The sequence below is a fragment of the Streptomyces sp. NBC_00829 genome (genome assembly GCF_045161795.1).
Lineage (GTDB): Bacteria > Actinomycetota > Actinomycetes > Streptomycetales > Streptomycetaceae > Streptomyces.
Window position 1 is genome coordinate 1,703,584 of record NZ_CP108867.1, and the last position, 14,204, is coordinate 1,717,787.

At 70.0% G+C, this 14,204-nt stretch carries 10 protein-coding genes and 2 pseudogenes; 4 read left to right on the top strand and 8 right to left on the bottom strand.

The window, feature by feature from the left end; all coding sequences use genetic code 11:
- Window positions 1-128: 128 nt before the first annotated feature.
- The 8 genes and pseudogenes from OG293_RS07420 to OG293_RS07455 form a co-directional block, all read right to left on the bottom strand.
- A pseudogene (locus OG293_RS07420) lies at window positions 129-602 on the bottom strand (DUF6099 family protein); the annotation flags it as partial.
- A 190-nt stretch (window positions 603-792) separates the two neighbouring features.
- Window positions 793-1,125: a nucleotide pyrophosphohydrolase gene (locus OG293_RS07425; RefSeq protein ID WP_405997973.1), complete on the bottom strand. Its 333-nt coding sequence runs from the start codon at window positions 1,123-1,125 to the stop codon at window positions 793-795.
- Complete coding sequence (locus OG293_RS07430) at window positions 1,122-2,312, bottom strand: AAA family ATPase (protein WP_405997974.1); 1,191 nt, start codon at window positions 2,310-2,312, stop codon at window positions 1,122-1,124. Before OG293_RS07430 ends, OG293_RS07425 begins: the two co-directional genes overlap by 4 nt.
- Before the next feature lie 56 nt (window positions 2,313-2,368).
- Window positions 2,369-2,767, bottom strand: a complete 399-nt coding sequence (locus OG293_RS07435; RefSeq protein ID WP_405997975.1) for a cell division protein SepF — start codon at window positions 2,765-2,767, stop codon at window positions 2,369-2,371.
- 80 nt (window positions 2,768-2,847) lie between these two features.
- On the bottom strand, window positions 2,848-3,279 hold the full coding sequence (locus OG293_RS07440) for a nuclear transport factor 2 family protein (protein WP_405997976.1): 432 nt from the start codon (window positions 3,277-3,279) through the stop codon (window positions 2,848-2,850).
- Between the two features lie 201 nt (window positions 3,280-3,480).
- Window positions 3,481-4,461 carry an ArsR/SmtB family transcription factor gene (locus OG293_RS07445; protein WP_405997977.1) on the bottom strand — a complete coding sequence of 327 codons (981 nt, stop codon included), beginning with the start codon at window positions 4,459-4,461 and terminating at the stop codon, window positions 3,481-3,483.
- 458 nt (window positions 4,462-4,919) lie between these two features.
- A pseudogene (locus OG293_RS07450) lies at window positions 4,920-5,246 on the bottom strand (arginase family protein); the annotation flags it as partial.
- A gap of 195 nt (window positions 5,247-5,441) precedes the next feature.
- Window positions 5,442-7,034, bottom strand: coding sequence for an acyl-CoA carboxylase subunit beta (locus OG293_RS07455; protein ID WP_405997978.1), 1,593 nt, complete (start codon window positions 7,032-7,034; stop codon window positions 5,442-5,444).
- Between the two features lie 566 nt (window positions 7,035-7,600).
- Between OG293_RS07455 and OG293_RS07460 the strand changes: the two genes are divergently transcribed.
- From OG293_RS07460 to OG293_RS07475, 4 genes are all read left to right on the top strand, one after another.
- Window positions 7,601-10,696 (top strand): AAA family ATPase, encoded by a 3,096-nt coding sequence (locus tag OG293_RS07460; RefSeq protein WP_405997979.1) that lies wholly within the window; start codon window positions 7,601-7,603, stop codon window positions 10,694-10,696.
- Window positions 10,677-11,612 carry a metallophosphoesterase family protein gene (locus OG293_RS07465; protein WP_405997980.1) on the top strand — a complete coding sequence of 312 codons (936 nt, stop codon included), beginning with the start codon at window positions 10,677-10,679 and terminating at the stop codon, window positions 11,610-11,612. The genes OG293_RS07460 and OG293_RS07465 overlap by 20 nt, the downstream gene beginning before the upstream one ends.
- Window positions 11,609-12,304, top strand: a complete 696-nt coding sequence (locus OG293_RS07470; RefSeq protein ID WP_405997981.1) for a 4'-phosphopantetheinyl transferase — start codon at window positions 11,609-11,611, stop codon at window positions 12,302-12,304. The genes OG293_RS07465 and OG293_RS07470 overlap by 4 nt, the downstream gene beginning before the upstream one ends.
- Before the next feature lie 209 nt (window positions 12,305-12,513).
- Complete coding sequence (locus tag OG293_RS07475) at window positions 12,514-14,175, top strand: flavin monoamine oxidase family protein (protein WP_405997982.1); 1,662 nt, start codon at window positions 12,514-12,516, stop codon at window positions 14,173-14,175.
- Window positions 14,176-14,204 lie beyond the last annotated feature (29 nt).

A 14,204-nucleotide genomic window follows, 5' to 3' on the forward strand; every position in this document is an offset into this window, starting at 1 on the left:
TCCATGGACTCCACAGTCCCCGCGGCGCCCACCTGGCCGGTGGGGCCGGCGGGCTGCGGTGCACCGGACCTGGCCGACGGCTCCGGCACACCGAACTGCTCCCATCCGGCGGCATACACCGGATCACCTCTGCCCCGGACGGGGTCGGGAGGTCTCCCGGCATCCCGCACCGCCAGCCGACGCAGCATTCCCCGCACGCGGTCGCTCGCCTCGTCCGCAGCGTCTATCGCCTCGATGCACTGCCAGTACAGCCCCTCGTCATCGGTGCCGCACGCGACCCCGACCAGGGCCATACCCACATCGCCCAGCAGGACGCCCAGGCCGAGCAGCGTCACCCTCGGATCTCCCACGTCGGACAACTGCGCGGCTCTCACCCCGCCGCTGCGCACCATCGGGTGGTCGAGCACCCCGCAGCCGCTTCCGCCGATCTCACTGAGCCCTCGTGCCTCACCTCTCAACTCCGGCGGACCGTAGGCCGCCAGCCTGCTTCCGATCGCCTGGGCGAGGGCCTGGGCCTGCCAGGCCTCCGCCACGATGTCCGGCACAGCCCGGCTCTGAGCCAAGGCGTGCCGGCTGATGATGATGAGTCGCTCCGCTTCCATGTACGCCGCCCCCGTTCGTACGACTTACTGCCCACTCAGTTCATTACCCAGAGTGAAAGCTCTTGAGCCTGAACGCCAGGGGAATTCGGAAATCTGTGGACACCAAGGCCGTTGTGAATAACTGGCCAACTCCATAGAGTGACGAAACCCTCCGGGGTGGATCACTGGACGATCACCGGAGCCGTCCGGGTCACTTCACGGGGAAGCGAATCTCGTTCCGGTCGATCTTGTCGGAGAGCGCACGCAGCACATCGACGCCGAGCACCTCGCAGAACTGCAGCAGGTACGCCAGCACATCCGCGACCTCGTCACGCACCCGATGGGCGGACTCCTCCCCGTCCATCACCCGTGCCGACTGCTCGGGAGTCAACCACTGGAAGATCTCCACCAGTTCGGATGCCTCCACGCTCAGCGCGACCGCCAGATTCTTCGGCGTGTGGTACGGCTCCCAGCCCCGCGCCGCCGCGAATTCGGTCAGCCTGCGCTGCAATCCCGCCACATCGAGTCCGTCATCTCTCGTCACGGCACCAGGTCTACCACCGTCACACCGTCCACCCCACGCGCGCAGGACGCATCGGCGACGGCTCCCACCAGCCGGATATGGCCCCGTGCACACATCTCCGCGCCCAGTGCCATCAGTTGGCGCGCCTGCCTGCGGTCCAGACAGCGGTCGAAGCCGTCCGCGAGAACCGTGAGCGCCTGGTAGGCCGACGGCACCTCGGCAGCCTGGTCCACGGCGAGCACCCCCGGGCCGGTGAGCAGCACCAGAGCCAGCGCCAGATACCTCAACTCCCCCTCACCGAGCCGCCCCACGGGCGTCGCGTCCCTCCCCTGGCCGCGGCCCAGCAGCGCCCGCACCGTCCCGTCGTCCAGTTCCTCCACCGCCAGGTCCTCCACCGTGCCCGCGCAGCCCACCCGTGCGGCGGCGGCGAGCCGGGCATGCCGTTTGGCGCATTCGTCCCGCGTGCGGTGCAGCACCGCGGCGAGGTTGTCGCAGCCCCGGCTCAGCCTGCCCTCCCCCGTCGCGACCGGCCGGCGCATCCGGTGCGGCTGCGGGTCGCAGGCGAAGACCGAGCGCAGCGCGACGACGACCTGTTCGGCGGCGGCCAGGACCTGTAACTGTCCCTGCGTCTTGCCCGCGACCCGCAGGGGCAGCAGGGCGGTGCCGAGCCGGTCGTCCGGCAGGGGCGCCCTCGTCACGGCCACGGCTCCCGCCGTGTGCCAGGCGGCCTGGACCGAGGACCGGCCGGGATCGCGGAGGGCGGTGCTCAGCAGGGTCTGCCCACCGCCGGTCAACCGCTCACCGACGACCCGCAGTTCGGGCTCGGCCTGGACCGCGAGGTCGAGCTGTACGGGTCCGGCCGGCCCGTCGACGGTGCAGCCGATCCTGAATCCACGCCGGCCCTGGCGATCGGCCTCCGCCCGCTCCGGCACACAGCCCACGGGGTCGGGGAAGACGCTGTCGAGTTCCTCGCCCGCGCCCAGTCGCGCAAGCGCCTCGTAGGCCTGCAGGGCACTGGATTTTCCGCTTCCGCTCGCCCCCGCGAAGATCGTCAGGGGGCCGAGGGGAAGAGTCGCGCCCCGGTGGGTCCTGAAGGCGGAGAGCCGCAGTTCGGTCACCGTCGGGCGAGCGCCGGAGACGCCGCCGATGGGGGCGTTCGTGCTGGTGAGCCGGGGGGTCGAGTCGTCGAGCAGAGTGTTCGCGTCCATGGGGCGGACGGTACGCAGCGCAAAACGCGACGAACCGTTCCGCCTTCACGACCTTCCTACGAACGGGGGACTGCGGCCGCCGCGATCCCCTCGACCTCGGTGCCGACCGGGGCGAGCAGGAAGACATTGCGGTCGACCCGGTGCATCCCGCTGCCGAGGCCGAAGACGACGCCGCTGCTGAAGTCCAGGATGCGCTTGGCCACATCGCTCTCCGCGCCGGTGAGGTCGAGCAGCACCGGGATCTGGGCGACGAGATACTCGGCGACCTCGCGCGCGTCGGCGAACACCTGGACGCGCAGCACGACGAAACGACGCTGCTTGGCCTCCGCGTAGTCCTGGGGGACGGTCCGGTGGTCGACCCTCGACGGCCACTCGTTACGGCTTCGCAGCGGAACGACCTGGGCCAAGCCCTCCCACTGCTCGTCGGTGACGTCGTACCTCTCGTACCTACTCATGCGCCCATTCTCGCGCCCCTCACCCGTTCGGCCCAACAGCGACACGGGCGAGTCGTCCGCGGATCGGCGCGGGACCGGGATCAGCCGGCGGCGGGACCGGGGGCCAGGCCGTCGGCGACCAGGCCGGCGAAGACCGCGTCCCGCAGGGCCTCCACGGCTGACAGGGGGCGGACCATGACGGTGAACTCCTTGATCCGGCCAGTCTCGTCGAACTGCAGCAGGTCGATGCCGTGGATCTCCTTGCCGTTGACGACGGCCCGGAAGACCAGGATCTCCGAGGGGGCCTCCTCCGCCGCGTCGGCGGTTCCGGCCGCTCCCTCCAGCCGCCCGACGTAGCGGAAGTCCTCGAAGGTGCGCAGCAGAACCCCGAGCAGGCCGAGCACCATCGGCCTGCCTTCGAAGGGGGTGAACTTCACCGGGCTGTAGAGGCGGATGTCCTCGGTGAACAGCCCGTCCAGCAGGCTGAGATCCCGCTTCTCCACGGCGGCGCGAAAGCGTGCGGCGGTCTCCATGGCTCCTCCAGATGCTGATGCCGGATGCTCACCCCGGCGCCTGCTCATACTCATGAATATGACTAGTCACTTTCTTGAGTATCACGGGGAGGGCGACGAGGGGAAGGGGAGGAGGACCGGGGAAGGAGGAGGGACGAGAAATGGGGACAGCCCCGGGGTAAGGGGGCCGCTCCCGGGCGGAGAAACACGCGCACTCCGGGATCAGGGCTGCCCGGAGTCCGTCTGGGCCTGCACCAGCAACTCGCCCGCGGCGGTGCGGTAGTAGAGCACGGAGCGTCCGGCACGCCGTCGCCCGATCAGGCGCGCGTCGTGCAGAACCTTGAGGTGCCGCCCCACCGATCCCAGCCCCTGGCCGGTCAACGCCACCAGCTGCGTGGTGCTGCTGGGGGTGCCGAGCAGGACGAGAACCCCTGCACGGGCCGTTCCCAGCAGCCTCCCGAGTGCTTCGGGCACCGGCACCCTGTCCGCCTCGGCGAGCACGTCCGAGCACGGGTACACCGCGGCACAGCGCCGCGTACCGTCCCAGGAGACCCAGCCATGGCGAGGCGTGACGGGGACGAACAGCAGTTGGGTTCCGCTCAGTTCACGCGGCGGATGGTCGGGCGTGCTGATCTGGAGGTGACTCTCCCCGAGCCGGCGCATTCCCGGGCGCATGCCGTCCAGCACCGCGCCCCAGCCGCCCTGGCTCAACTGCCCGGTGCGCGCGACGATGTCGGCCTCGATGATCCGTCGGCGTCGCGGCCAGTCGGGCAGGACGGTCTGCGTCCACACCCAATCGAGCAGGTTCGCGGCCCGTTCCGGCAGATCGGATCTGCGCAACTGGGCGGGGAGCGGCCCGCCGGAGGAAACCTCGATGTGCGCGCGGGCGTCCTCGGCCGGGGTCGCGCGTATCCGTTCGAGCTCCTCACCGAAGGCCCGGTCGCCGTCGCCGGGCGGTGTGGGGGTGAGGAAGCCGGCTGTCCAGCTGCGGCCGAGCGCCGCCCGGATCAGCGCGGCCGTGACCGGGTCGCCCGCCAGCAGCTTCCGGTAGGCGGGCCGGTGGGCGTCGAGCCAGGCACGTTCACCGGGGTGTGTGGCCGTCCCCTTCTCCAGGGACATCAGACTGGCCACGGCCTCGGCAGAGGCGGAGACAACGAACCTGCTCCCCGCGAGCGTGTCCGCGTCGACCTGCCACAACCCCATGGTTTCGCCTCCCCGCGAAACGGTGACGTCCGTGCGACACGGACGCCGATGCTCTCGCCATGCGTACCTGCCGAGATCTCGTGCGAGCACCGGAGTTCACCCCGCTGTTCGCGACTGCTCCGTACAGGTCACCGCCAAGCCGGTGGGCGACCTTGTGCCGGGCAGCCTTGTCTACGCCGTGACCGGGTCACCTCTGTTCTCGGCCCTCAGTATGTTCGGGCCCTCCCGCGCGCAGATCGATGGGGCGGCCATGCTTCTTTCACAGGCGCCGCACACCGGCGCCGCACTCATCCGACGGCCGCGGCCGTCGAGAAGGTGTGGCCGTCGGTCCGAAGGGGGTCTCGGAGGAGTACCTCGCCCGCAGGGCAGTGGGACGGAGAAGGTCACGGCCTGACGGGCCGTACGACGGAGTCCGGCACCGCGGTCCGCGGTGCCGGACTCCCTCATGATGGCGTCGGCTACTGCGCCGCACCCCAGCGGGCCGGGGCCATCTGCTTGGACATGATGGTGATCAGTTCGTAGGCCGCGTGGGACGCGGCCACCGAGGTGATGTCGGCGTGGTCGTACGCCGGGGCGACCTCCACGATGTCGGCGGAGACCAGCTCACAGTCGGCGAGCCCGCGCAGGATCTCCAGGAGTTCACGGGAGGTCAGTCCGCCGGCCTCGGGAGTGCCGGTGCCCGGGGCGTGGGCCGGGTCGAGGACGTCGATGTCTATGGAGATGTAGAAGGGCCGGTCGCCAACGCGCTCGCGCAACTACTGGGCCACCTCGTCCACACCGCGCCGCAGTGCAGCGTCCGGTCGGTCTCGGCCGGCGGGACCGGCGGGGTCACCCCGTTGGGGTGGTCGGTCATGGTGCGATCAGCGCCTTTCCAATGGGTACGGCGGCCGGACGGCCCCGGCCGGACCGCGCGGGCTTTCAGGGGCGCCGCGCGTGGCCGGACGGGTCCGACGTGCGGGGGTGCGCACGGGCCGGGTCTGTCACGTCGGGGGGTTGCCGTGCTTGCGTGAGGGCAGGTCGGCGTGCTTCGTGCGGAGCATGGCGAGGGAGCGGATGAGCACCTCACGCGTCTCGGACGGGTCGATGACGTCGTCGACCAGACCGCGCTCCGCGGCGTAGTACGGGTGCATCAGCTCGGCCTTGTACTCCTTGACCATGCGCACCCGCATCGCCTCGGGGTCCTCGGCCTCCGCGATCTGCCTGCGGAAGATGACATTGGCGGCACCCTCGGCGCCCATCACCGCAATCTCGTTGGTCGGCCACGCGTACGTCAGGTCCGCACCGATGGACTGCGAGTCCATGACGATGTAGGCACCGCCGTACGCCTTGCGCAGGATCAGCGAGATCCTGGGCACGGTCGCGTTGCAGTACGCGTAGAGCAGCTTCGCTCCGTGCCGGATGATTCCACCGTGCTCCTGGTCGACACCCGGCAGGAAACCGGGGACGTCCAAAAGAGTGATGATCGGGATGTTGAAGGCGTCGCACATCTGCACGAAGCGCGCGGCCTTCTCGGAGGCTTCGATGTCCAGGACACCCGCCAGGGACTGCGGCTGGTTGGCGACGATGCCGACCACCTGACCGTCGAGCCGGGCCAGGGCACAGATGATGTTGCGGGCCCACCGCTCGTGGATCTCGAGGTAGTCGCCGTCATCGACGAGCTCCTCGATCACCTTGTGCATGTCGTACGGACGGTTGCCGTCCGCCGGCACCAGATCCAGGAGCACGTCGGAACGGCGGTCCGCCGGGTCCTCGGCCTGGACGGTCGGGGGGTTCTCACGGTTGTTGGACGGCAGCATCGCCAGCAGGTAACGCACCTCGGCGATGCAGGTCTCCTCGTCGTCGTACGCGAAGTGCGCCACACCACTGGTCTCGGCGTGCACATCCGCACCGCCGAGACCGTTCTGCGTGATCTCCTCACCGGTGACCGCCTTCACGACGTCCGGACCGGTGATGAACATCTGCGAGGTCTCACGGACCATGAACACGAAGTCCGTCAGCGCCGGACTGTAGGCCGCACCACCCGCACACGGACCCAGCATCACACTGATCTGCGGAATCACACCCGACGCCCGCGTGTTCCGCTGGAAGATCCCGCCGTACCCCGCAAGGGCCGAGACACCCTCCTGGATCCGCGCACCCGCACCATCGTTCAACGACACCAGCGGCGCACCCGCCGAAATCGCCATGTCCATGATCTTATGGATCTTCGTCGCATGGGCCTCACCCAGCGCACCACCGAAGATCCGGAAATCATGCGCGTACACAAAGACCGTACGGCCCTCCACCGTGCCCCAGCCGGTGATCACACCATCCGTGTACGGCTTCTTCGCCTCCAGGCCGAACCCGGAAGCCCGGTGCCGCCGCAACTGCTCGACCTCCCGGAACGAACCCGCATCCAGCAGCAGCCCGATCCGCTCCCGAGCAGTCAGCTTGCCCTTCGCATGCTGCGCCTGCGTCGCCCGCTCACTCGGCCCATGCACCGCCTGTTCACGAACAGCGTGCAGCTCGGCCACTTTCCCGATGACGGTCGTCGGGCCCCCGTGTGCGGGGGCACTCTCCTGGGTCGTCGTCATGCGCCATCTCCACCCCGGCCCGGCGATGCGGGCGGCTCTGCGGTCCAATGCGCCTCAACGGCTCACATCAGGCCATTCAAACGAGCGGCGCAATGAGTTCTCCACCATCACCTACCCCTAATCTTCACGCGACCACCCCTAGAACGAGAACGGTCGCAATACGGCCAGGTCATCGCCAAGATGCTCGGCGGCCGGCGTCTCTTGAGGTTTCTCTGAGGTTCCTTCTCCTTTCGTGCCACCAGGGGCACATGACCAGCCACGATCGATGCCACCCGGCAACCGACTGTTCATTTGGTCGAGTTACTTGTGCAACAGATTGACGTGGCACTGCAATGACATGCACACAATCGACGGCCGAGACGTTGGTACAGTTCCAACGGACCGCCGAACGGGAAGAACTGGAGTGTCGTCCAGCCTGGAGTGAGCGCCGTGAATTCCCTGGCGGTCCTTGGGCGTTGACAACACTTCCCGTGCGTGCAGGAACGGGGAGAATGGCCATGTTGCGGGAATAACTCCCGACGTGGGCCATTTCACATCGCATCGGGGAGGCTTTTGCAGCTGTGTTGGTGGAGCGGGATGAACAGATCGGAAGACTGACCTCCTTCATATCCGGCGTCGCCTCCGGCACAGCGCCCGGGACCGCCTCCGGGACCGGCCGGATCGCCGTGATCAGCGGGCCTGTGGCATCGGGCAAGACAGCACTCCTCCATCGCGTACTGGAACTGACGGCCGATACGGGCCCACACCTCCTCAGCGCCGTCACCTCACCCGCGGAACAAGCAATTCCGTTCGGCGTCGTGGAGCAATTGCTGCGCGACGCGCCCCAACCCGCAGTCGGCCGCCTGCCCCTGCACACACCGCTCGGGCACAGAGCGGCCGCAGAAACGGAATCGGATCCGGAGCCGGTTCCCGCCGAGGTGCTCGTGGCCTTTCATGCCCAGCTCGCCGGACTCCGCGCGCAGGGGCCGGTCCTGATCGCCGTCGACGATGTGCAGTACGCCGACCCGCAGTCGTTGCGCTGTCTCGCCTACGCGCTGCGCCGTGCCCCCTCCTGCGGCCCCGCCCTGTCGCTGATGGTGACGCGCGGCCCCGAGGGGGACGGCGCACCACCGCGGGTGCTGGAGGAACTGCTGTACCAGCTGGGGGGGTTACATATCCGGCTGAACCACCTGAGCGTCGACGGTGTGGACCGGCTGCTCGCCGCCCATGCCCGTGACGCCGGTACAGAGGTGTCCGCGGGCGGGAGCGTGCCCGCCGCCCCGTCGGCCGCCTCCCTGCACATGGCGACCGGCGGCAACCCCCTGCTCGTCCAGGGGCTCCTCGAAGACCATCTCGGTCAGCAGGGACTGTCCGCTGCCGACGGGAACACGGTGGACCGCTCGCGCGCACCCGTCGCCGCCGACGGTCCGGACGATCCGACCGGCATCGACGCGGCGGACCCGCTGGGCACTCCGAACGCGCCGGACGGCCTGAGCGACACCTGCCTGGGCATGGCCACGGACATGGACATCGACCCGGCGGAACACATACCCGCGGCGGACCCGGCGTCGGCGGAGGGCGAGGGCGGCCTCGACATGCCGCCCCACGCGGGCGAGCAGTTTCTGCAGAGCGGGCTGATCTGTGTGCACCGCTCGGGCGCCGACGGCCTGCGCGTCGCCCAGGGCATCGCCCTGTTGGGCTGCGCCGGATCGCTGTCGCTGCTCGCCCGCCTGGTCGAGGTCGAGGAGCGGACGGTGGCCCAGGTGGTGACCGCGCTCGGTGACACCGGGGTTCTGGACGGCGACAGGTTCCGGCACGGGGGCGTACGCAAGGCGGTGGCGGAGAGCCTGGCCGACGACGCGGTGACACGCCTGCGGCAGCGCGCGGCACGCCTGCTGTACGAGGACGGAGCGGCACCGCTGGTCGTCGCCGCCCAGCTGCTCGGCCATGAGATGCGCGCCCCCGACGAGGAGTGGGTGCCGCGGGTGCTGAGCGAGGCTGCGCGTGCGGCGCTGGCGATGCAGCGGGTCGGGTTCGCGGTGCGCTGTCTGCGGATGGCGGAGAGCTGCTGCCGGGACGAGACGGAGCGGATGCTGCTGCGGGCGACCCTGGCCAAGTTCATCTGGCGGGTCAAACCATCGGCCTGGGCGCAGCAGCTGCGATCGCTGCTCGGGGCGGTACGGGACGGTCTGCTGCCGCCCGCCGACACCCTGCAGCTGGTCTGCGATCTGCTGTGGAACGGCTGGGTGGACGACGCGGCCACGGCGATCCGCCAGGTCGTCGACGTGCCGCCCGATTCCCCCGACGCCCCGCTCGCCTCCGAACTGCGCGCGCTGCGCATGGCGCTGGCCAGTACGTATCCGACGGTGCTCGAACGGATCGGCGACGGCCTGACCCCGGCACACGGCGGCGGGGAGCGGCCTCCGGCGGCGGAGGAGAGCCGGCTGACCGCCGCGCGGGTGCTGCACGGAGTGCTGAGCGGCAGCGCAGGCGCGCACGAGGACGAGGGGACCCGCGATCCGGCGGAGGAGGACTTCGCCGACAGCGCGGAGCGGATGCTGACCAGCACGCGGCTGACGGAGGAGACCCACCTCGGGATGCGTGCGTGTCTGCTGGCTCTGCTGTACGCGGACCGGCTGGGCACGGCCACGCTGTGGGCCGACCGGCTGCTGGTGGAGGCCACGCACCGCAGCGCACCGGGATGGACAGCGGTTCTGCGGGCGATGCGCGCGCACATGTCGCTGCGCCGCGGCCACTTGGAACAGGCCCGGCGGCTTGCGGAGCAGGCTCTGGAGCAGTTGCCGCCACACGGCTGGGGCGTGGGCATCGGCATGCCGCTGTCGGCGCTCATCGAGGCACGGACCGCGATGGGCGATCACGAGGCGGCGGCGGAGCTGGTGGACCGCCCGGTTCCCGATGAGATGCTCACGACGCGCTATGGGCTGCACTATCTGTACGCGCGCGGCAGGCACCAGCTGGCCACCGGACGCCAGCACGCCGCGCTGACCGACTTCGCGGCCTGCGGCGAGCTGATGCGTCGCTGGAGCATGGACCGTTCGGCACTGGCTCCCTGGCGGGTCGGCGCCGCGGAGGCCTCGCTCGCCCTGGGCGGCCGCGAACAGGCGGAACGTCTTGCGCGGGAGCAGCTCGCCGGGGACGCAGGACATCGGGTGCGCGGACTCGCGCTGCGCGTGCTCGCGGCGGCCCGTCCGCTCCGCGAGCGTCCCGCGCTGCTCGCGGAGGCGGTCGCGCTCCTTCAGGAGGACGGCGACTGGTACGAGCTGGCGCGGGCGCTCACCGATCTCGGGCAGGCGTACAAGCAGCTCGGCGACCCGGTCCAGGGCAAGGTGCACACCCGCAGGGCGTGGCGGATCGCCGAGGGCTGCGGGGCCCGGGAGCTGTACCGCTCCGTGCAGCCGAGCCAGCCCTCGCAGCCGCGCTCCGCCGCACCGGCGAGTGCCGTAGGCCCGCAGTCCGTGTCGGTGTCATCGCTGACGGACGCGGAGCGCAGGGTGGCGGCGCTGGCCGCCCACGGTTACACCAATCGGGAGATCGGGGCCAAGCTTTTCATCACCGTCAGCACTGTCGAGCAGCATCTGACCCGGGTATACCGGAAGATCAACATCACGCACCGTCAGGACCTTCCGGTCAGTTTGGACATCGATGTCGCACACACCGCCTGACCCCACCACCCCGACCACTCCCGCCCCGGCTCCGGAAACAGGACCCCGGCTGCTCGCGGTGAGCGATCTGCACATCGGGATGGCCGACAACCGGCCCATCACCGAGTCGCTGCGCCCCTCCCACAAGGACGACTGGCTGATCGTGGCCGGGGACGTCGGCGAGATGACCGAGGACATCGAGTGGGCGCTGCGCCTGTTGGCGGGGCGATTCGCCAAGGTCGTGTGGACGCCGGGCAACCATGAGTTGTGGACCCCGCGCGAGGACACGGTGCAACTGCGTGGCGAGGAGCGCTACCGGCACCTGGTGGAGATGTGCCGGGGGCTGGGCGTGGTCACACCCGAGGACCCCTGGCCTGTGTGGCAGGGGCCCGGTGGGCCGGTCGCCGTCGCTCCGCTCTTCCTGCTGTACGACTACACGTTCCGGGTGGCGGGCACCTCGACCAAGGAGGAGTCGCTGGCGCGCGCGCACGAGGCGGGCGTGGTGTGCACGGACGAGTATCTGCTCCACCCCGATCCGTACCCCGGCCGGGACGACTGGTGCCGGGCCCGGGTCGCCGCGACCCGGAGGCGGCTGGTGGCGCACGATCCGTCGGTGCCCCTGGTACTGGTCAACCACTTCCCGCTGGTGCGCGAACCCACCGATGTGCTGTGGCACCCGGAGTTCGCGCAGTGGTGCGGCACGGTGCTGACCGCCGACTGGCACCGCAGGTTCACCACGGCCGCCGTGGTGTACGGACATCTGCACATCCCCAGGACCACCTGGTACGACGGCGTGCGGTTCGAGGAGGTGTCGATCGGCTATCCGCGCGAGTGGCGCCGGCGCGGCCATCCCAAGGGCCTGCTGCGGCAGATCCTGCCCTACACCCCGCAGCCCGGGACCGGCACGAGGAACAACCCGCAGGAGGCACGCGCATGATCGAGCAACTGCTCCCCGAAGGGGCGGTCTCGAGCGACGTCTTCGGGCCGGACGGCTCCGCGACGCTCTATCCGGAGGAGGCGGCGCTCGTCGCCCGCACGACGGATCTGCGTCGCGAGGAGTTCACCACCGTACGGGCGTGCGCCCGGCGGGCCCTGGCCGCGCTGGGGCTGCCGCCGGCTCCCGTACTGCCCGGGGTGCGCAATGTGCCCCAGTGGCCGCGGGGCGTGGTCGGCAGCATGACCCACTGCGCCGACTACCGGGCCGCCGTGCTGGCACGGGACACCGACCTGGCGATGATCGGAATCGACGCCGAGCCCGATCTGCCGCTGCCCGAAGGGGTGCTGGAGTCGATCGCGCTGCCGCGCGAGCTGGCCTGGGTGCGGTCGGGGGGCGTCGGGGAGCGGCTGTGCCGGGACCGTCTGCTGTTCAGTGCGAAGGAAGCGGTCTACAAGACCTGGTATCCGCTGCTGGGCACCGAACTGGACTTCGACGACGCCGACATCTCCTTCCGTCACGAGGTCGGCGAGGACGGTCGGCCGCACGGCACGTTCACGGCACGAATTCTGCGTCCGCAGCCCGGTCCCGACGGGCGGATGATGAACGGATTCACCGGACGCTGGCTGTCCGACCGCGGCATTGTCGTGACCGCGATCACTTTGCCCGCCTATCGCGTGGCGACCACGGTGTAAAGCCGTCCGGCCACGGCCCGTTACCAGGGTGAATAGGGGTTGTCGCGTCAACTGCCGGTAAATAGCGTGGGATTACCGGCACGACTGCGTACGGCCGCTTTGATGCCCCGCCTTCCGGGGCCCGGCTCGACGCCGCGATTTCCGGCTCCGCTCGGAATGTCTCCGGTTTCCCTGGAAGCGATGTCGAATCGGCCCGAGAGGTTTTCCAGATGACGTCTGTCAGCCCGGCTCCCACCACCATGCTCGTGCCCGACTTCCCGTTCTCCTACGACGGCTGGCTGCGCCATCCGGCCGGGCTCGGCTGCCTTCCCCCGGAGCGCGCCGGTACGCCGGTGGCCGTGGTCGGCGGTGGAATGGCGGGGATGACCGCCGCGTACGAACTGATGCGGCTGGGCCTGCGCCCGGTCGTGTACGAGGCGGAGCAGTTGGGCGGGCGGATGCGTTCGGTGCCCTTCCCCGGGCAGCCCGGCCGCGTGGCGGAGATGGGCGCGATGCGCTTCCCGCTCTCCGCGCGCTCGCTGTTCCACTACATCGATCTGCTGGGGCTGCGCACCAGCCCCTTCCCCAACCCGCTGGCGGCAAGCACCCCGAGCACCCTCGTCGACCTGGGCGGCGAACGGCACACGGCCCAGGTCATGGACCAACTCCCCGACATCTACCAGGATGTGGCCGCGGCCTGGGAGAAGGCCCTCCAGGAGCGAGCCGAGCTGGCCACCATGCGGGACGCCATCCAGCGGCGCGACGTCGAGACGCTGAAACAGATATGGAACCGGCTGGTCAGGGAGTTCGACGACCAGTCCTTCTACGGGTTCCTCGCCACCAGTTCGGCCTTCCAGTCGTTCCGGCACCGGGAGGTCTTCGGGCAGGTGGGGTTCGGCACCGGCGGCTGGGACACCGACTTCCCCAACTCGCTCCTCGAAATCCTGCGCGTGGTCTACACCGAGGCGGACGACAACCAGGTCGCCATCGACGGCGGCTCCCAGCAGGTACCGCGCGGACTGTGGGAGCACCGGCCGCAGGACTGCGCGCACTGGCCCGCCGGCACGTCCCTCGCCTCCCTGCACGGCGGCACGGCCCGGCCACGGGTGCGCGGGGTCGCCAGGGACGGAGACGGCTTCCTCGTCACCGACGCCGAGGGGCACCGGGAGCGTTTCGCGGCGGTGGTGTACACGCCGCACGTGTGGACCCTGCTGAACCGCGTCCAGTGCGATCCGGCGCTGCTGACGGCACCGCTGTGGACCGCGGTCGAGCGCACCCACTACATGGGCGCGTCCAAGCTGTTCGTCCTGGCGGACCGTCCGTTCTGGCACGACACGGACCCGCGCACCGGCCGTCCGGTGATGAGCATGACGCTCACCGACCGGATGCCGCGCGGGGTGTATCTCTTCGACGACGGGCCGGACCGCCCCGGCGTGATGTGCCTGTCGTACACCTGGAACGACGACTCCTTGAAGATGGCGACGCTGAGCCCGGCCGAGCGGCTCGACGTGCTGCTGGAGAAGCTCGGCGCGATCTATCCCGGGGTCGACATCCGTTCCCATGTCATCGGTGATCCGATCACCATCACCTGGGAGAGCGAGCCGCATTTCATGGGCGCGTTCAAGTCGAATCTGCCGGGCCAGTACCGCTACCAGCGGCGGCTGTTCACCCAGTTCATGCAGCGTGGCCTGCCACGGGGGGAGCGTGGCTTCTTCCTGTGCGGCGACGATGTGTCCTGGACGGCGGGCTTCGCGGAGGGCGCTGTCACCACGGCGCTGAACGCGGTGTGGGGTGTGGTGGACCACCTGGGCGGAGCGACGCATCAGGACAACCCGGGTCCCGGTGACCTCTTCGACGCGCTGGCTCCCGTCGACCTTCCCTACGACGGCTGAGAAGCGCCCCGACAGGCCGGTGGCGCCCC